The following is a 19,262-nucleotide window of genomic DNA, read 5'->3' as shown; positions in this document are numbered from 1 at the left end:
CCAGACTGTCGAGCGTCACCATCTCGAGCGCCGTCTGTTCGGGAACGGGTTTCTTCAACATGTCCCAATGAATCATAAACCCCTGGACGGTGCCAGGGGTTTGTCAGCGGTCTGAAGCCCGCCGATCGGCGGGCTTTTCAGTTGGTTGGAGCGGTCTATCAGGCTTCGGCCTCAGGCGTTTCCGGTGCGCCGTTTTCCGCAGCCACCAGGTCCTCGCCCTCTTCGTCGCCTTCCGGCTCACTGATGCGCTCGACCGAGACGACCTTTTCGTCCTTGGCCGTCGAGAAGATCGTCACGCCCTTGGTGGCGCGGCTGGCGAGCCGGACGCCATTGATCGGCACGCGGATCAGCTGGCCGCCGTCGGAGACGAGCATGATCTGGTCGTTGTCTTCGATCGGGAAGGCTGCGACGAGCACGCCGATTTCCGCCGTCTTCGAGGTATCGGTGGCGCGGATGCCCTTGCCGCCGCGACCCGAGGTCCGGAAATCGTAGGAGGACGAACGCTTGCCGAAGCCCTTTTCCGAAACCGTCAGCACGAACTGTTCGCGCGCCTTCAGTTCTTCGTAGCGCTCGTTGGTGAGTTCGCCGCCTTCGGTGACTTCCTCGCCGACCAGAGCGATTTCTTCCTCTTCGCCGTTCGTCGTGCGCCGCTCGGCGGCTGCGCGCTTCAGATAGGCTGCCCGTTCCCATGGCTCGGCGTCGACATGGCCGAGGATGGCCATCGAGATGATCCGGTCGCCATCGCCAAGGTTGATGCCGCGCACCCCGATCGAATTGCGGCCGGCAAAGACGCGCACGTCGTCGACGGGGAAGCGGATGCACTGGCCGAGCGCCGTCGTCAGCATGACGTCGTCATGTTCGGTGCAGGTGTCGACCGAGAGAATCTCGTCGCCATCTTCCTCCAGCTTCATCGCGATCTTGCCGTTGCGATTGACCTGGACGAAGTCGGACAGCTTGTTGCGGCGAACCGTGCCACGGGTCGTCGAGAACATGACGTCGAGGTTTTCCCACGTCGTTTCGTCCTCGGGCAGCGGCATGATCGTCGTGATGCGTTCGCCGGGTTCCAGCGGCAGCATGTTGATCAGCGCCTTGCCGCGCGACTGCGGCGTGCCGATCGGCAGACGCCAGACCTTCTCCTTGTAGACGATGCCACGCGAGGAGAAGAACAGAACCGGCGTATGAGTATTGGCAACGAATAGCCGGGTAACGAAGTCCTCGTCCCTGGTTGCCATGCCGGAGCGACCCTTGCCGCCACGACGCTGCGCACGATAGGTCGTCAACGGCACGCGCTTGATGTAGCCGAGATGCGAGACGGTCACGACCATGTCTTCGCGGGCGATCAGGTCCTCGTCGTCCATGTCGGGACCGCCTTCGGCGATCTCGCTGCGACGCGGCGTGCCGAATTCCTCGCGAACGGCGGTGAGTTCGTCCTTGACGATGGTCATGATGCGAAGGCGCGACGACAGGATATCGAGGTAATCCTTGATTTCCTCGCCGATCTTGTTGAGTTCGTCGCCGATTTCGTCGCGACCGAGCGCGGTCAGGCGCTGCAGACGCAGGTCGAGGATGGCGCGCGCCTGCTCTTCCGACAGATTGTAGGTGTTGTCTTCGTTGATCCGGTGACGCGGATCGTCGATCAGCCGGATGAGGCTGTCGACGTCATGTGCCGGCCAGCGGCGCTCCATCAACTGTTCGCGTGCGGTCTGCGGATCGGGCGCATGCCGGATCAACTTGATCACTTCGTCGATATTGGCAACCGCGATGGCGAGGCCGACCAGGACGTGGGCGCGGTCACGCGCCTTGCGCAGCAGGTATTTCGTTCTCCGGCTAACGACTTCCTCGCGGAAGGAGACGAAGGCCCGCAGCATGTCGAGCAGCGTCATCTGTTCCGGCTTGCCGCCGTTGAGCGCCACCATATTGCAGCCGAAGGACGACTGCAGCGGCGTGTAACGGTAAAGCTGGTTCAGGATGACGTCGGCATTGGCGTCGCGCTTGAGCTCGACGACGACGCGATAGCCCTGACGGTCCGACTCGTCGCGCAGATCCGAGATGCCTTCGATGCGCTTGTCGCGCACCAGTTCGGCCATCTTCTCGATCATTGTCGCCTTGTTCACCTGATAGGGGATTTCGGTGATGATGATCTGCTCGCGGTCGCCGCGCATCGGCTCGATATGGGCACGGCCGCGCATGATGACCGAGCCGCGGCCGGTCTCATAGGCCGAGCGGATGCCCGAGCGGCCGAGAATGAGCGCGCCGGTCGGGAAGTCAGGCCCTGGGATGATTTCCATCAGCTCCGGCAATTCGATCGCCGGATTGTCGATCAGCGCCACGCAGCCGTTGATGACTTCGACGAGGTTGTGCGGCGGAATGTTGGTCGCCATGCCGACCGCGATGCCGCCGGCGCCGTTGACGAGCAGGTTCGGGAACTTCGCGGGCACCACCACCGGCTCGCTCAGCGTGCCGTCGTAGTTGTCGCGGAAATCGACCGTTTCCTTGTCGAGGTCGTCAAGCAGCGAGTGCGCGGCCTTCTGCAGGCGGCATTCGGTGTAGCGTTCTGCCGCCGGCGGGTCGCCGTCGACGGAACCGAAGTTGCCTTGGCCGTCGATCAGCGGCAGCCGCAGCGACCAGTCCTGGGCCATGCGCGCCAGCGCATCGTAGATCGCCGAGTTGCCGTGTGGGTGGTATTTACCCATCACGTCGCCGGTGACACGGGCGCATTTGACGTACTTCTTGTTCCAGTCGATGCCGAGTTCGCTCATCCCGTAGAGGATGCGGCGATGAACGGGTTTCAGACCGTCACGCACATCTGGAAGCGCGCGGCTGACGATGACGCTCATGGCGTAATCGAGATAGGACCGCTGCATTTCCTCGATGATGGAAATCGGCTCGATGCCTGGCGGAGTCTTTCCGCCGCCGGGAGTGCTTTGCTCAGTCAATTGTGATCACGATCTTTGTTCAGAATCAGTCGGATATTTATAGCCGAATGCGCCTGGAAGCGCCAATTTTGGCCCGTGGTTGTGAACAGTCTTTTGCCGTCGGAGCAGGCTTTCTAGGGCATTGCAGCGGAAATCGGAAGTGCTGGCGACAAAGTCGGCTGCCCTGCCTGAACGGCTGCGAGAAGGTTCCGTCACATCCTCATTAAGCTATTGCTTAAGCTTTGGCCACCGACCCCTTCCCAAGCCCCCTCCGCTTGCCTAACAATGCCGATCCGCCACTGGGAAAACTCGGGGTGACAATCCGGAAGGGGAAACGGATGTTCAATGTCGACCTGCTGGTCAACGCACTCACCACGCTGCTCGTGACGCTCGATCCACCGGGCCTTGCTCCGATCTTTCTGAGCCTCACGGTAGGCCTCAGCCGGCAGGAACGGTTTCAGGTCGCGACGCGCGGCTCGCTGATCGCCTTCTTCATCCTTGCCGCCTTCGCCGTATTCGGCAACGGCATTCTCGGTCTGCTCGGCATCTCCATCGGCGCCTTCCGCATCGCCGGCGGCCTGCTGTTGTTCTGGATCTCGTTTGAGATGATTTTCGAGAAGCGTCAGGAGCGGAAGGAAAAGACCGGCGAAAACGCCACCGTCAAGGACCACATCCACAATATCGCCGTGTTCCCGCTGGCCCTGCCGCTGATTGCCGGACCGGGCGCGATCTCTGCGACGATCCTGCTCGCCGGCTCGTTCCCGACCGCGGTCGAGCGCACGCAGCTGCTGATCGTCATCGCGCTGTCGATGGTCAGCCTCTTCCTGGCCCTTGTCATCGCCGAACGCATCGACCGCTTTCTCGGCGTCACCGGCCGGGCAATCCTCACCCGCCTGCTCGGCGTTATCTTGGCGGCACTGGCGGTTCAGTTCGTCGTTGATGGCGTGAAATCGGCAATGGCGATCTGAGGCCATTGCGACGTTGGCTGGCCGAGGCTTTCGTTTGAACGCAAGAAGGGCCGGCGTATGTCGGCCCGAGATTGATGACAAAGCTGATTTCGCCGTCCGACCGTTCTGCCGTCATCCTCGGGCTTGACCCGAGGATCCAACCCTGTCGCCACGGCGCAAGGGCCAGGGGGCGCTGGATGCTCGGGTCAAGCCCGAGCATGACGCAAAGAGAGGAGCTTTTGGCGATCCGCGTGTTGCACAGAGGCGAGGTTCGTCAACGGCCTAAGGGCCGGTTTCCCGGCCCTTCTTCAATGTCACGATATTGCCAAACCAAGACCCGCATCGTCTGAGGCTGGTCGCCACAGTGCTTCCGCGACGGCAGATCGCTGAGGCGTGGCTCAGAACGGGATGTCGTCGTCCAGGTCGCGCGAGAAGTTGCCCCCACCCTGGCTGCCCTGACCACCCTGGCCGCCGCCGGAGCGTCCGCCACCGGAGGACTGGCGCGGCTGCTGGTCGTAGTCGTCGTAGCCACCACCGCCGCCACCGAAGTCACTCGAACCGCCACGGCTGACGCCGGAGCCACCGCCCTCGCCGCGACCGTCAAGCATCGTCAGCGTCGAGTTGAAGCCCTGCAGCACGACTTCCGTCGAGTAACGGTCGTTGCCGGTCTGGTCCTGCCATTTGCGGGTCTGCAGCGCACCTTCGATATAGAGCTTGGCACCCTTCTTGACGTATTGCTCGACGACCTTGCACAGGCCTTCGTTGAAGACGACGACGGTGTGCCATTCGGTTTTCTCGCGACGTTCGCCGCTGTTGCGGTCGCGCCAGGTCTCCGATGTGGCAATGCGCAGGTTGGCGATCGGCCGGCCGTCCTGCGTGCGCCGGATTTCCGGGTCCGCCCCGACGTTTCCGACCAAGATTACCTTGTTGACGCTACCAGCCATATTGCTTTTCCCGTGGTTTTGCCGCGCCACCGGCACGGCTTTCGAATTTCAAGAACGCGCATCTTAGCGGTCCGCCGCTGCGGATACGCCCCGCATCATACATAATCCACAACAGATTTGGTCGATTTGCGCGTTGTTTGTTCTTTCTTTGTTCTAATATTTCACTATGATCCTGTCAACCGAATCGAAATGGCCACCAGTTTTGCCGATTGCGCCTCGACATGGGCGTTAGCGTCATTACATAGGGGGCTTTCAACCGACATGCAAAAGCTGGCTTCCGATGAGCGAACTCAAGACCATCTCCATTCGTGGCGCGCGCGAGCACAATCTCAAGGGCATCGACCTCGATCTGCCGCGCAACAAGCTGATCGTGATGACCGGGCTTTCAGGCTCCGGCAAGTCGTCGCTTGCCTTTGATACGATCTATGCCGAAGGCCAGCGCCGCTACGTCGAGAGCCTGTCGGCCTATGCGCGCCAATTCCTCGAGATGATGCAGAAGCCGGATGTCGACCAGATCGACGGCCTGTCGCCGGCGATTTCGATCGAGCAGAAGACGACCTCGCGCAACCCGCGCTCGACCGTCGGAACCGTGACCGAGATCTACGACTACATGCGTCTGCTTTTCGCGCGCGTCGGTGTGCCCTATTCGCCGGCGACCGGGTTGCCGATCGAGAGCCAGACGGTCAGCCAGATGGTCGACCGGGTTCTCGCCTTCGGCGAAGGAACGCGCCTTTATATCCTTGCGCCGCTCGTGCGCGGTCGCAAGGGCGAGTACAAGAAGGAACTCGCCGAACTGATGAAGAAGGGTTTTCAGCGCGTCAAGGTCGACGGCACCTTCTACGAAATCGCCGAGGTTCCGGCGCTCGACAAGAAGTACAAGCACGACATCGACGTGGTCGTCGACCGTGTCGTCGTGCGGCCCGATCTTGCCTCGCGCCTGGCCGACAGCCTGGAAACCTGCCTGACGCTGGCCGATGGTCTTGCCGTCGCCGAATTTGCCGACAAGCCGCTGCCGCCGGAAGAAACGGCTGCCGGCGGCTCGGCCAACAAATCGCTCAACGAAACCCACGAGCGCGTGCTGTTTTCGGAAAAATTCGCCTGCCCGGTCTCCGGCTTCACGATTTCCGAGATCGAGCCGCGCCTGTTCTCGTTCAACAATCCCTTCGGCGCCTGCCCGACCTGCGATGGTCTCGGCAGCCAGCAGAAGATCGACGAAGCGCTGATCGTGCCTGAAGACAACAGGACGCTGCGCGACGGCGCGATCGCGCCCTGGGCGAAATCATCGTCGCCCTATTACAACCAGACGCTGGAAGCGCTTGGCAAGGTTTTCGGCTTCAAGCTCGGCAATCGCTGGAGCGAGCTGTCTGCCGACGCCCAGAAAGCCATCTTGCATGGCACGGAGGAGAAGATCGTCTTCCACTACGAAGATGGTGCCCGCTCCTACAACACCACCAAGAATTTCGAGGGCATCGTGCCCAACCTCGAGCGCCGCTGGAAAGAAACCGACAGCGCCTGGGCGCGCGAGGAGATCGAGCGCTATATGTCGGCAGCCCCCTGCCCGGCCTGCGCCGGCTTCCGCCTGAAACCGGAAGCGCTCGCGGTCAAGATCGACACGCTGCATATCGGTCAGGTCACCGAGATGTCGATCCGCATCGCCCGTGACTGGTTCGAGGCTCTGCCGGCGCATCTCAACACCAAGCAGAACGAAATAGCGGTTCGCATCCTCAAGGAGATCCGCGACCGCCTGCGCTTCCTCAACGACGTTGGCCTCGAATATCTCAGCCTGTCGCGTAACTCCGGCACGCTGTCGGGCGGCGAGAGCCAGCGCATTCGCCTGGCATCGCAGATCGGCTCCGGCCTGACGGGCGTGCTTTACGTGCTGGACGAACCGTCGATTGGCCTGCATCAGCGCGACAACGCTCGCCTGCTCGATACGCTGCGCCACCTCCGCGACATCGGTAATACCGTCATCGTCGTCGAACATGACGAAGACGCGATCCTGACCGCCGACTATGTCGTCGATATCGGCCCGGCGGCCGGCATCCACGGCGGCGAGGTTATCGCACAAGGGTCGCCCGCGGACGTCATCTCGAATCCGAAGTCGCTGACCGGAAAATATCTCTCCGGCGAGTTGTCGGTTGCCGTGCCGAGCGAGCGCCGCAAGCCGAAGAAGAAAAAGGAAATCGCCGTCGTCGGTGCGCGGGCCAATAACCTGAAGAATGTCACGGCGTCCATTCCGCTTGGCATTTTCACGGCCGTTACCGGCGTGTCGGGTGGCGGCAAGTCCACGTTCCTGATCGAGACGCTCTACAAGGCAGCCGCCCGTCGTATCATGGGTGCCCGCGAAAACCCGGCCGAGCATGACCGTATCGACGGCTTCGAGCACATCGACAAGGTGATCGACATCGACCAGTCGCCGATTGGCCGCACGCCGCGCTCCAACCCGGCCACCTATACCGGCGCCTTCACCCCGATCCGCGACTGGTTCGCCGGGCTGCCGGAAGCCAAGGCCCGCGGCTACCAGCCCGGCCGCTTCTCTTTCAACGTCAAGGGCGGGCGCTGCGAAGCCTGCCAGGGCGACGGCGTCATCAAGATCGAGATGCACTTCCTGCCGGATGTCTACGTCACCTGCGACGTCTGCCACGGCAAGCGCTACAACCGCGAAACGCTGGACGTGCACTTCAAGGGCAAGTCGATCGCCGACGTGCTCGACATGACGGTCGAGGAAGGCGTGGAGTTCTTTGCTGCCGTTCCTGCCGTGCGCGACAAGCTGGTGACGCTGAACCAGGTGGGGCTTGGCTATATCAAGGTCGGCCAGCAGGCAAACACGCTGTCGGGCGGCGAAGCCCAGCGCGTCAAGCTCGCCAAGGAACTGTCGAAGCGCTCGACCGGACGCACGCTTTATATTCTCGACGAACCGACGACCGGCTTGCATTTCCACGACGTGGCAAAGCTTCTTGAAGTTCTGCATGAACTCGTCAACCAGGGCAATTCCGTCGTCGTCATCGAGCACAATCTCGAAGTCATCAAGACGGCCGACTGGGTCATCGACTTCGGTCCCGAAGGCGGCGATGGCGGTGGTGAAGTCATCGCCAAGGGAACGCCGGAGGACGTGGTCAAGGAGCCGCGCTCCTACACCGGTCAGTTCCTGAAGGAGCTGCTGGAGCGTCGTCCGATGAGAAAGGTCGAGGCGGCCGAGTGAGCGTCTCGGGCAACGGGCGGAGCAGCGCTGTCGCCGGTCTCGCGATGATGCGACCGGCGACGATGAACGACCTGCCCGCCGTGCAGGATGTCACCGTTGCAGCCTACGCGCCCTATACGGTCCTGCTCGGTGGACCGCCCTTGCCCGTAGCCGAGGATTACGAGGCTCGCATCGCGCGCGAAGAGGTCTGGATCCGAGACGATGGCGACGCGATTTCCGCGCTTGCCGTTTTCGAACGGCATACGGATCACCTTTTGATCTTCAGTATCGCGGTTGCACCCGCCTTCCAAGGCCAGGGAATTGGGATCGAACTGTTGCGAGTCCTTGATGCGCAGGCGGTCGAACGGGGCGTGGCGGAAGTGCGGCTGTCTACCAATGCGCGGATGGAGCGAAGCATCGCACTTTACCGTGCCTATGGTTTTCAAGAAATGGGTCGCCGCCCGAACCCCTATCGGCCAGGGTAGACGCTGGTGCATATGGCCAAGCCCGCAGCGTCGACGGCCGTTGAACAAAGCTAGATGCGGCTTGAATTTGCCGCCATGAGGAGGATGGGATGACACAATCCGGAAAGATCCGCGTTGGTATTGGCGGTTGGACCTTCGAGCCCTGGGAGGGCACGTTTTATCCCGACCGCCTGTCGAAGAAGCGACAGCTTGAATTTGCCGGCAAGGAGTTGCGGGCGATCGAGGTCAACGGCACCTATTATTCGTCGCAGAAGCCGGAAACCTTCGCCAAGTGGGCGGCCGACGTGCCGGATGGTTTCATCTTTTCGCTGAAGGCCAGCCGCTTCGTCACTAATCGCAAGGTTCTGGCCGATGCCGGTGAATCCATGCAGAAATTCCTGACGCAGGGGCTGACGGAACTCGGGCCCCATCTCGGGCCGATCCTGTGGCAGTTCGCGCCGACGAAGAAGTTCGAGCCGGAGGATTTCGAAGGCTTCCTCAAACTCCTTCCGGAAAAGCAGGATGGTCTGCCACTGCGCCACGTCGTCGAGGTGCGCAATCCGACGTTCCAGGTACGCGAGTTCGTCGACCTGCTTGAAAAATATAAGGTGGCCGTCGTTCTCGCAGAACATGCGGACTATCCGATGATCGCCGATGTCACCGCCGATTTCGTCTATCTGCGCCTGCAGAAGGGCAGTGACGACATCAAAACCTGCTATGCGAGCGACCAGCTCGATCTCTGGGCGGAGCGCGCCAAAACCTTTGCTGCCGGCGGAGAGCCGGATGTGCTGGCCAAGAGCGCACCCGATCGCAAGGCAAAGAAGGAGCCGCGCGATGTCTTTGCCTTCTTCATCACCGAAGGCAAGGTGAATGCGCCGAACGGCGCGCGCGAGCTGCAAAAACGCGTCGACTGACCGTAACGCGAGGCGCGGAAGACCACCCGCGCTATGTTTTGAATGGTCGTGTGGGGCGGCCTCAGGAACCTTGGAACGAATCAGGTTCGCTGCCGCCCACATCGGTCGTCGCGGCGCAATCGCGATTGCCCCTGCGGATGCCATTTATGTGCTTTTTTACCCTTCAAAAATTTCATTTTCCGCCTGCCGCTGCGGCAGTGTCACAGACAACCTGCGGAAGTGCCTGATTTTCAAGGCATTGGCCGCTGTCCCCGTTTTCCACAGCCGATCCACACAACATCTAGCGCTCAAACTTCCGTCACAAACCACCCCTTGACGCCCCGGGACGATTCACGGTTAATGGATTTTACGTTGCGACGGCGGCGGACCGGATTGTTTTGAGCCCGGTTCATCTCACCAAATCGTCGGTGCTGGCAGGCGGTAATTGCGGGTTCCCCGCTTGAGCCGCAGCGAGAGATTTTGTGCGCATTTTCGGGCCTGCTTGAGCAACTTTTGGCTGGCATAAGGAAGTTGTTGATACTATATTTAGTGTTTGCAGCCAGCCTACCTCACAAGATACAGGGTCACCCAAATCTGGGTTTCCCTTCAAGGACGGAAGCTGAGACTGGCTGCGGAATGCCTCCGCGGCCGGGCGGGGACAACTGCGCCTGTGGCGGGCGCATGGCAACACGAAGGACACGGGACAATGCTGATCGAACGTCGTTTCACGAAAGCCGGGCAATCCGCCTATGCGGAGATAGAGTTCCGCAAGGCTACGAGTGAAATCAAGAATCCGGACGGCTCGATCGTCTTCCGTCTTGCCGATATCGACGTACCGGCGCAGTTCAGTCAGGTTGCCGCCGATATTCTCGCCCAGAAATATTTCCGCAAGGCCGGCGTGCCTGCGAAGCTGAAGCGCGTCGAGGAGAACGATGTCCCCTCCTTCCTCTGGCGCTCGGTTCCCGACACGGAGGCGCTGAAGGCGCTGCCGAAGGATGAGCAGTACGGTTCCGAAACCGATGCCCGTCAGGTTTTCGATCGCCTGGCCGGCACCTGGGCCTATTGGGGCTGGAAGGGCGGCTACTTCGACAGCGAAGAAGACGCCTCCGCCTTCCGCGACGAACTTGCCTATATGCTCGCCACCCAGCGCGTCGCGCCAAACTCCCCGCAATGGTTCAACACAGGCCTGCATTGGGCCTATGGCATCGACGGCCCCGGCCAGGGCCACTTCTATGTCGATCCCTTCACCGGCAAGCTGACGAAGTCCAAGTCTGCCTACGAACACCCGCAGCCGCATGCCTGCTTCATCCAGTCGGTTGCCGACGACCTCGTCAACGAGGGCGGCATCATGGACCTTTGGGTGCGTGAGGCACGCCTGTTCAAGTACGGCTCCGGCACCGGCTCCAACTTCTCGCATCTGCGCAGCGAAGGCGAAAAGCTTTCGGGCGGCGGCAAGTCGTCGGGCCTGATGTCCTTCCTGAAGATCGGCGACCGCGCAGCCGGTGCCATCAAGTCCGGTGGCACCACCCGTCGCGCCGCCAAGATGGTCGTCGTCGATATCGACCACCCGGATATCGAGGAATACATCAACTGGAAGGTGAAGGAGGAGCAGAAGGTTGCAGCGCTCGTCACCGGCTCGAAGGTCGTCGCCAAGCATTTGAAGGCGATCATGAAGGCCTGCGTCAATTGCGACGGCACCGACGCCGCCTGCTACGACCCCAAGCAGAACCCGGCGCTCAAGCGCGAGATCCGCGCTGCAAAGCAGGCGCTGGTTCCTGAGAACTACGTCCAGCGGGTCATCCAGTTCGCCAAGCAGGGTTACAAGGACCTCGAGTTCAAGACCTACGACACCGACTGGGACTCAGAAGCCTATCTCACGGTTTCGGGCCAGAATTCCAACAACTCCGTCTCGATCAAGGACGACTTCCTGCGCGCCGTCGAAGCCGATGGCGACTGGCACCTGACCGCCCGCAAGGACGGCCGCGTGATGAAGACGCTGAAGGCGCGCGACCTCTGGGAGTCGATCTCTTACGCTGCCTGGGCGTCGGCCGATCCGGGCCTGCACTTCAACACGACGATGAACGACTGGCACACCAGCCCCGCCGCCGGCCCGATCCGTGCGTCGAACCCGTGCTCGGAATACATGTTCCTCGACGACACCGCCTGCAACCTCGCCTCGCTGAACCTGATGATGTTCAAGGACGCGGCGACGAAGCGCATCAACATCGCCGACTACGAGCACGCCGTGCGTCTGTGGACCGTGGTCCTCGAAGTCTCCGTGATGATGGCGCAGTTCCCGTCCCGCGAGATTGCCGAACTGTCCTACGAATACCGCACGCTCGGCCTCGGCTATGCCAATATCGGCGGCCTGCTGATGTCCTCCGGCATTCCCTATGACTCGACCGAAGGCCGCGCCATTGCCGGCGCGCTGACGGCGATCATGACCGGCGTTTCGTATGCCACTTCGGCGGAAATGGCGGCCAAGCTCGGTCCGTTCCCGGGCTTTGCGCCGAACCGCGACAACATGCTGCGCGTCATCCGCAACCATCGCCGCGCCGCTTATGGCGAGACGACGGGCTATGAAGGCCTCTCGGTCAACCCGGTCGCCCTCATCCATGGCGAAAATCCGGACCAGGACCTCGTCATCCACGCCATGAGCGCCTGGGACAAGGCGCTGGAGCTCGGCGAGAAGCACGGCTACCGCAACGCCCAGGCAACCGTCATCGCGCCGACCGGCACGATCGGCCTTGTCATGGACTGCGACACGACCGGCATCGAGCCCGATTTCGCGCTGGTCAAGTTCAAGAAGCTCGCCGGTGGCGGTTACTTCAAGATCATCAACCGCGCCGTTCCGGAAGCTCTGCGTTCGCTCGGCTACACCGAGAGCCAGCTTGCCGAGATGGAAGCCTATGCCGTCGGCCATGGCAACCTCAACCAGGCGCCTGCGATCAACCCCTCGACGCTGAAGGCCAAGGGCTTCACCGACGAGAAGGTCGAGGCCGTCAACGCTGCCCTGAAGTCGGCCTTCGACATCAAGTTCGTCTTCAACCAGTGGACGCTCGGCGCGGACTTCCTCAAGGGTGCGCTGAAGGTCACCGACGAGCAGCTCGCGCAGATGGACTTCAACCTCCTGGAGCACATGGGCTTCTCGAAGAAGGATATCGAAGCGGCCAACATCCACGTTTGCGGCGCGATGACGCTTGAAGGCGCGCCGTTCCTCAAGAACGAACACCTGCCCGTCTTCGATTGCGCCAACCCGTGCGGCAAGATCGGCAAGCGTTACCTCTCGGTCGAAAGCCACATCCGCATGATGGCTGCCGCCCAGCCGTTCATCTCGGGCGCCATCTCCAAGACGATCAACATGCCGAACGAGGCGACCGTCGAGGATTGCAAGAACGCCTACATGCTCTCCTGGAAGCTGGCGCTGAAGGCCAACGCGCTTTATCGCGATGGTTCCAAGCTGTCGCAGCCGCTGAATGCCTCGTTGATCGAAGACGAGAACGACGAGGATGCGCTGGAGGATCTGATCCAGGCGCCGGCCGCTGCCCAGGCCGTCACCATCACGGAGAAGATCGTCGAGCGCGTCATCGAGAAGGTGATCCGCGCCCGCGAAAAGCTGCCGAACCGCCGCCAGGGTTACACCCAGAAGGCGGTTGTCGGTGGCCACAAGGTCTACCTGCGCACCGGCGAATTCGGCGATGGCCGCCTCGGCGAGATCTTCATCGACATGCACAAGGAAGGTGCCGCCTTCCGGGCGATGATGAACAACTTCGCGATCGCCATCTCGCTCGGCCTGCAATACGGCGTGCCGCTGGAAGAATATGTGGAGGCCTTCACCTTCACCAAGTTCGAGCCGGCCGGCATGGTCCAGGGCAACGACGCGATCAAGAACGCGACGTCGATCCTCGACTACGTCTTCCGCGAACTGGCCGTGTCTTACCTCGGCCGTCACGATCTGGCCCATGTCGACACGTCCGACTTCAGCAACACGGCGCTCGGCAAAGGGATCCAGGAAGGCAAGACCAACCTGATCTCCACCGGCTGGACCCGCGGCTACAAGCCCTCCATCGTCGGCGGCACGGCCGATCGCGCCGGTGAGCCGAAGGGTTCGTCGACCGCTGCCCCTGCCCGTGCCTCCTCCAGTGCAACGGTAACCTCGATTGCCGGCAACACGGTCCGCAAGATCGAGCAGACGACAGCGATCGCAACCTCTGAAATCGTCGCCTTCAAGCGCGACTACGAAGAGCGCGCGGCGGAACTCGCCGAGGAAATCGCCGAGGAAACGGTCAGCGAGACGGTAACGGAAGTGACGGCCCTGTTCTCCGACAAGGCGGCCGCCGAAGCGGCATCGGCCAAGTCGGACGCCAAGAAGCTCGAAGCCGAACGCCGCGCCCGCTCGATCATGCAGGGCTATACCGGCAACATGTGCTCCGAGTGCCAGAACTTCACCATGGTGCGCAACGGCACTTGCGAGAAGTGCGACACCTGCGGCGCCACCAGCGGCTGCAGCTGATATCTGCTGGAATCTCTTGAAGAATAAAGGCCAGCCCGGAGGAAACTTCGGGCTGGCTTGCAACTTGGAACAAACAGGGAACCTAAGATTGCACTGATGCTCGAGCCGTGTGTCCGAACGATGTGCATGGTGCAGGCTCCCAAAGCTGTTTCACTTGTCGAACGCGAGTTCATCCCAAATGACTGTCCCCAACATCGACATCATCCTTGAAGATCCGAGCAAGGACGATCTACGCACGATCGTCGCGACGCTTGATGCCTATAACGATGCGCACAGCGGTATGGTCGACCAGCCTGGCTTCGCCGTCCTCATTCGCGATCCCGAAACGAAGGCGGCAATCGGCGGGCTTTATGCGACAGATGGCTATGGCTGGGGTTTCATCCGCTATCTCGCGGTGCCGGAAAGTTTCCGCGGCCAAGGCCTGGGGCAGCGATTGATCGCCGAAGCGGAGAAGATTGCGCGCGATCGCGGTTACATCGGCCTTTGGCTCGATACTTTCGAATTCCAGGCACGGCCGTTTTACGAAAAGCGGGGATTCGAGGTGTTCGGCCAGCTGGAGGGCGGGTCCGGTGCTATCCCGCGTTATTTCCTGAAGAAGCGGTTTGAGAGTTAGCTGACTTCAAAGGCAGACGCGTTCGCGTCGCTGGCCTTGACGCGACCATTGCTTCGGTTGATCGGAGCGTGGGAGATCGCACCCGCGCAACCGAAGCCGTTTTGGCGAAATGCCCATTTCCATGGGATTCCAGTCTGCCCTCACCGGATTATTTCGGTGAGACGATGCCCTGGTAATAGTCGCCGTCGCCGCCAACATAATTCACACCATAACCACCACCCGTGGTTTGCGCACAGGCAGCCAAGGTGGAGAGAACGAGTAGCAACATCGCGGTTTTCATAGGCTTTTGCTCCTTCAGCATCGTTTGATCTTCGGCCGTGCGCTACCGCCGAAGCGACGCATGACGATTTGACCCGACAATTCTATGATACTCGGCGCGGTGAGTATCAAGGACATTGATTGTTTAAGGCTAATTTGTGCTTGCCTGTGATGTGTTCAATGCCTGCGTGTAACTTGAGTGCGGCAAACGCGCCTGCTTCAGGCCAGGCCGTCGTTCTGGTCATGGCCCTGGCTTTGAACGCGCCAGCGCTCTTACTGCCAGAAGGGTGAACCAGGCAGACAACGGCGGGCGCCGAGGTGCCTAGCTCTCAGAAACTTGCCTCAAGCCGCCTGCCCAGGGAAAACCGAAACGAAATCTCACGTCGACAGATGTTTGCCCGAATGCTCGCGCTCTCGCCAGTAACGCAGCCGGAGGCGCGGCGCCATGACCCACGCGATGAAGGGCGTGAGGATGAAACACGTCACCACGACGACCGGTAGGAAGTACTTGGCGTTGTCGGCCAGCACCGGAATGGAGAGAACGATGACTGCACCGATGCCGAAGAGCACGGCGTTGATCATCAGTCCAACCATGATGGCAAGCTGCAGGCGTACGGACATGCTGGCCTCCCTCGAGAACCACCCAATGGGAACGCTGCCTTTTGCGAATGGTTCCAGAGTCCGGATTGTAGCAGAAACGGTTTACTCGCGAAATAAGAGCACAAATCGGCCGCCGTTCGTTTTCTCCCTGTCGTTTCCACGCCGCTGCCCTATGCTTGTCGTCAAGCGACCGATCACCCAATTGGATTGGGACATGTGAGCTGTACCGCACAACCTGATTCACTGTCGATCGCTTCAGTCTGAGGGAGACCGCATGCCGAGCAGTCCTTACGAAACCCTGGGCGTCAACCGGGACGCCAGGCAAAAAGATATTCAGAGCGCCTACCGCAAGCTCGCCAAGAAACTTCATCCCGATCTCAATCCCGGAGACAAGGGAGCCGAGGATCGTTTCAAGGCGGTATCGGCCGCCTACGCGCTGCTGAGCGACGAGGAGAAGCGCGGCAAGTACGATCGCGGCGAAATCGACGAGACCGGCGCGGAAACGGCACCGAGAAACTTCTACCGCGATTATGCCGGAGCCGGCGACACGGCCGGGCGCTACGAAAGCGCCCACGGCTTCTCCGATTTCGGCGATGCGGACGATATCTTCTCCAGCTTCTTTTCTCGTCGTGGTCGGGGCCAACAATCCATGCGCGGGCGCGATGCACATTTCTCGATGGAGATCGATCTGCTCGAGGCGGTCAATGGCGCCAAGAAACAGATCAGCCTGCCGGGTGGCGGGCCGGCCCTTGATCTGACGATCCCACCGGGTACGCGCGACGGCCAGACGCTGCGTCTGCGCGGCAAGGGTGAGCCCGGTCTCAACGGCGCGGCCGCCGGTGACGCGCTGATCGACATTCGCGTGCGGCCGCATTCGCTGTTCCAGCTGGATGGCGAGGATGTGCGCTATGACATTCCGATTTCGCTGAGCGAAGCGGTGCTTGGCGGCAAGATCCGGGTTCCGACCATGGACGGCGCCGTCAATGTCACGATCCCGCCGAACTCCAACACCGGCAAGGTCTTGCGGCTGAAGGGCAAAGGCCTGCGCAAGCCGGGTGGCGGCCATGGCGATGCCTATGTGACGTTGAAGATCACGCTTTCGCCGCAGGCAGATCCGGCGCTCGCCGCCTTCGTCGAGGGCTGGGCGGCCGGAAAAGCGGAGAATCCGCGCAAGAACCTGGGAGGCAACGCATGAACGACAGCGAGTTTTGCGAACACCTCCAAATCGAGGTCACGGTGCTCAAGGTCTGGGTCGAGCAGCGCTGGCTTGTGCCGCGCCGGGCCGAGAGCGGCTGGCACTTCGAAAACGATGATCTCGCCCGTGCCCGGCTCATCCAGGACCTGACCGGCCCCATGGGCGTCAACGACGACGGCGTCGACGTCGCCATGCACTTGCTCGATCAGGTCCATGGCCTTCGCGGCCGGTTGGGCGCGTTGATGACGGCAATCCGCAGCCAGGATCCGGACATTCAGAGGCTGATACTGTCTCGGGTCGAAGACGAATAATCAACCGCGATCGCCGGCATCGCGACAAGACCAACGGTTTGGGCAACGAGCAAGGTGTTGACGAAGTCCTGAGGCCGCGCCCGCGTGCGACTTACTTTCCACCGGCGCCGGCCCGCGGAGGCCCTGCTCAGGCTCCATCGAGGCAATCGTTAGGATTCGACTAAAAGGCGACCGCCTATTTTCACCTGGCTTCAAGCGAAATCGCGCAAAAGGGAAAGGATTGATAACCGGGGAAGGCAGGCGAAGAACGTGGTACAGGTCGTTACGGTATCCGCGACCACAGCGGCCTATGCGGCAGAAGCCGTCAAGCCGAAAGCGCGCGTGTCCGGTGATGGCTCGGCCGACGAGGCGATCACCCTGCTTTCGACCCATCGTTCCAGCGAGCCCACGATCACCCCCGCATCCGTTCCCAAGATGAAGGGCGCCCTGCCCCTGTCGTTGATGCTGATCAGCGCCGACGGCCGGCTGCCCCAGCAGACCGAGGCGGAAACCTTGCGCCACTATCTCGAATACATGCGCGACGACGAGGACATGCCCGAAGAGCGCGAACACAAGGGCCGGCAGGAAGGTCCCGCCGGCCAGGAAGATGAGAACGGCGCCGCCGCCTAACACAGAGCCGCGCGTCACATCAGATTCGTCAGTGGTGCTTTTGACCGCCCGCGGCCGTAGCGCCACCGCTCGCCGTACCCACGGCAAGCGTGGCATCGACCTTACCGGCCTTCTCGAAGACGAGCGTAACCGGCACCGTTTCGCCCTCGGCAAACGGCTTCGACACCTGCATGAACATCAGATGCAGGCCGCCGGCCTTGAGCTTGACGGTCTCCCCGGCCGGGATGGCAACGCCGTCATCGAGCTTGCGCATCTTCATCACGTCGTTCGCCATCGCCATTTCGTGGATCTCGACGCGACCTGCGACCGCGCTCTCGACTGCAACGAGCCGATCGTCAACGCTGCCGCCGTTCTTGATCGTCAGGAAGCCGCCGCCAACCTTGGCCCCCGGCAGCATCGCCTTGGCCGCGCCGCCGGAAATTTCGAGGTCGCCAACCTTTACCGGACCGTCCGCAGCCATATGCCCTCCGTGGCCGGCATGCTCGTCGCCACCGGCCGCCAGCGTCACCGTCACGGTGGGCGCCGGGCTCTTCAGGTCATGTGCGCTCTGGCCTTCGGCGGCCACCTCGTCCCAAACCACCTTACCGTCGGTACCGCACAGCTGGGTGGTCGGGAAGGCAAGTACGGTTTCCTTGTCGAAGCCTGAGATCTTACCCTTGACGACGAAGGTGTCGAAGAACTCCTCGGGCAGATTGCCGCCTTTCCAGCGGATCTCGATCGGGCCGGACGAGACCTTGTCACCGTGATTGTCATAGGTCTTCTGGTAATCGCCCTTGATGATTTCCAGCTCCCAGCCGGGCTTTGGCTGTGGCTTGGCAAAGACGAAGCCTTCGGGCAGCTTCATCTGCACTTCGGTCGTTGCCTTGCCGTCGCACCCATGCGGCACCTGCAGCACCGCCTTGAAGCTCGTTTCAGATTGCGCGCTGTCGGTTTCGAACGTCGCATGTGCGTGGGCGATGCTTGCGGTCGCAAGCGTAAGGCCGAGGGAAAGCACAGTCAGTCTGGTCGTGTTCATGTCGTACACTCCTGACCACATGCCGGTGGGAGCCCGGTGCTGTCGTGGTCGATGCCGCCATCGCGGCGCATTGAAATTGAATGCGGTGGAAGCGTTACGACTGGTGAGGAGGTCCGCGCGGCGGCGGCAGAAGGCGCAGGTGCCGGACGGTGATTTCGCCTTGCGCGCGGTGCAGATTGGTGCGCCAGCTGCCGGTTTCTGCGCGTTCGCTTTGCTGCGGCGGCGTCGGTAGCAGGGCAGCGCCCGCGAGCCGGCAGGCCTCGCAGACTGGCGCCATTGATGGCGACTTGCCGCTATCGTGGTCGATGCCGTCCATGCCGAAGCAGATATCGGCGATGGTTCCGTCGGGGAGCTGGTAGGCTGCGATCTCCGCGGGCGTCAGGCTTTTCGCCATCGCCGGCTTATGGGCGAAGGACAGGAAGACGAGCGCGAAGGCGGCGACGATCCGCACAGCGATCCGCAAATGTCCTTCGCACCTAGTCATTGTCGTCCCCGGTATCGATCCTGAGTTATCCTCAAGCGGAGGAGAATGCAAAGGCAGAATTGACGCACCCGTTTCCCGCGACCGAAAATCGCTGCGACAAAAATGTGTTTGACCGCGACACCGCCCTCTTGCCAAGTTCACGGGTTCGCCGTTATTTGGAGGCGATCTTGTTGGGAGAAACCGGTTCGCTCCGGTGCCGAAGGAGCAACCGCCCCGGAAACTCTCAGGCCAAAGGACCAGCAAGGTGCCGGTAGGACTCTGGAGAGAAGCGTTTTTGCGCTCGCCGAAGGGATAACAATCTCAGGCAAAGGGACAGAGGG

General features: G+C 61.6%; 15 protein-coding genes and 1 riboswitch. Of the genes, 9 read left to right on the top strand and 6 right to left on the bottom strand.

Features of this window, described 5'->3' with window-relative positions; translation table 11 throughout:
• Positions 1-158: 158 nt before the first annotated feature.
• Complete coding sequence (gene gyrA / locus BC360_RS08675) at positions 159-2,936, bottom strand: DNA gyrase subunit A (protein WP_065794923.1); 2,778 nt, start codon at positions 2,934-2,936, stop codon at positions 159-161.
• Between the two features lie 317 nt (positions 2,937-3,253).
• Between gyrA and BC360_RS08670 the strand changes: the two genes are divergently transcribed.
• On the top strand, positions 3,254-3,883 hold the full coding sequence (locus BC360_RS08670) for a MarC family protein (protein ID WP_053247458.1): 630 nt from the start codon (positions 3,254-3,256) through the stop codon (positions 3,881-3,883).
• A 377-nt stretch (positions 3,884-4,260) separates the two neighbouring features.
• Here the strand turns inward: BC360_RS08670 and BC360_RS08665 are convergent, their stop codons facing one another.
• Complete coding sequence (locus BC360_RS08665) at positions 4,261-4,806, bottom strand: single-stranded DNA-binding protein (RefSeq protein ID WP_065780279.1); 546 nt, start codon at positions 4,804-4,806, stop codon at positions 4,261-4,263.
• Positions 4,807-5,086: 280 nt separating this feature from the next.
• Between BC360_RS08665 and uvrA the strand changes: the two genes are divergently transcribed.
• From uvrA to BC360_RS08640, 5 genes are all read left to right on the top strand, one after another.
• Complete coding sequence (gene uvrA, locus BC360_RS08660; RefSeq protein WP_065794922.1) at positions 5,087-8,008, top strand: excinuclease ABC subunit UvrA; 2,922 nt, start codon at positions 5,087-5,089, stop codon at positions 8,006-8,008.
• A gap of 62 nt (positions 8,009-8,070) precedes the next feature.
• Positions 8,071-8,472, top strand: coding sequence for a GNAT family N-acetyltransferase (locus BC360_RS08655; protein WP_413813731.1), 402 nt, complete (start codon positions 8,071-8,073; stop codon positions 8,470-8,472).
• A gap of 89 nt (positions 8,473-8,561) precedes the next feature.
• Entirely contained in the window at positions 8,562-9,365 is an 804-nt protein-coding gene (locus BC360_RS08650) for a DUF72 domain-containing protein (RefSeq protein ID WP_065780276.1), read from the top strand.
• Positions 9,366-10,050: 685 nt separating this feature from the next.
• The gene (locus tag BC360_RS08645; RefSeq protein WP_065794921.1) at positions 10,051-13,857 is read left to right on the top strand and encodes a vitamin B12-dependent ribonucleotide reductase; all 3,807 of its coding nucleotides are present in this window, start codon (positions 10,051-10,053) and stop codon (positions 13,855-13,857) included.
• A 178-nt stretch (positions 13,858-14,035) separates the two neighbouring features.
• Positions 14,036-14,470, top strand: a complete 435-nt coding sequence (locus tag BC360_RS08640; RefSeq protein WP_065780272.1) for a GNAT family N-acetyltransferase — start codon at positions 14,036-14,038, stop codon at positions 14,468-14,470.
• A 148-nt stretch (positions 14,471-14,618) separates the two neighbouring features.
• On the opposite strand, the gene BC360_RS32110 is transcribed toward BC360_RS08640, so the two are convergent.
• Positions 14,619-14,771 carry a hypothetical protein gene (locus tag BC360_RS32110; protein ID WP_161491367.1) on the bottom strand — a complete coding sequence of 51 codons (153 nt, stop codon included), beginning with the start codon at positions 14,769-14,771 and terminating at the stop codon, positions 14,619-14,621.
• A 335-nt stretch (positions 14,772-15,106) separates the two neighbouring features.
• The gene (locus BC360_RS08635; protein WP_065780270.1) at positions 15,107-15,349 is read right to left on the bottom strand and encodes a hypothetical protein; all 243 of its coding nucleotides are present in this window, start codon (positions 15,347-15,349) and stop codon (positions 15,107-15,109) included.
• Positions 15,350-15,602: 253 nt separating this feature from the next.
• Between BC360_RS08635 and BC360_RS08630 the strand changes: the two genes are divergently transcribed.
• The 3 genes from BC360_RS08630 to BC360_RS08620 all read left to right on the top strand — a co-directional run bounded on the left by BC360_RS08630 (position 15,603) and on the right by BC360_RS08620 (position 17,443).
• On the top strand, positions 15,603-16,523 hold the full coding sequence (locus BC360_RS08630) for a DnaJ C-terminal domain-containing protein (protein WP_065780268.1): 921 nt from the start codon (positions 15,603-15,605) through the stop codon (positions 16,521-16,523).
• A complete protein-coding gene (locus tag BC360_RS08625; protein WP_065794920.1) occupies positions 16,520-16,834 on the top strand; it encodes a chaperone modulator CbpM in 315 nt (104 codons plus the stop codon). The genes BC360_RS08630 and BC360_RS08625 overlap by 4 nt, the downstream gene beginning before the upstream one ends.
• A gap of 249 nt (positions 16,835-17,083) precedes the next feature.
• Complete coding sequence (locus tag BC360_RS08620) at positions 17,084-17,443, top strand: hypothetical protein (RefSeq protein ID WP_065794919.1); 360 nt, start codon at positions 17,084-17,086, stop codon at positions 17,441-17,443.
• Positions 17,444-17,471: 28 nt separating this feature from the next.
• Here the strand turns inward: BC360_RS08620 and BC360_RS08615 are convergent, their stop codons facing one another.
• A complete protein-coding gene (locus BC360_RS08615; protein WP_065794918.1) occupies positions 17,472-18,458 on the bottom strand; it encodes a DUF1775 domain-containing protein in 987 nt (328 codons plus the stop codon).
• 94 nt (positions 18,459-18,552) lie between these two features.
• Positions 18,553-18,942: a hypothetical protein gene (locus BC360_RS08610; RefSeq protein WP_065794917.1), complete on the bottom strand. Its 390-nt coding sequence runs from the start codon at positions 18,940-18,942 to the stop codon at positions 18,553-18,555.
• Positions 18,943-19,103: 161 nt separating this feature from the next.
• A riboswitch (glycine riboswitch) is annotated at positions 19,104-19,191 on the top strand.
• The last annotated feature ends 71 nt before the right edge of the window (positions 19,192-19,262 follow it).

This window comes from Ensifer sp. LC163 (assembly GCF_001695855.1).
GTDB lineage: Bacteria > Pseudomonadota > Alphaproteobacteria > Rhizobiales > Rhizobiaceae > Ensifer.
This window is presented reverse-complemented; position numbering and strand designations above follow the sequence as displayed.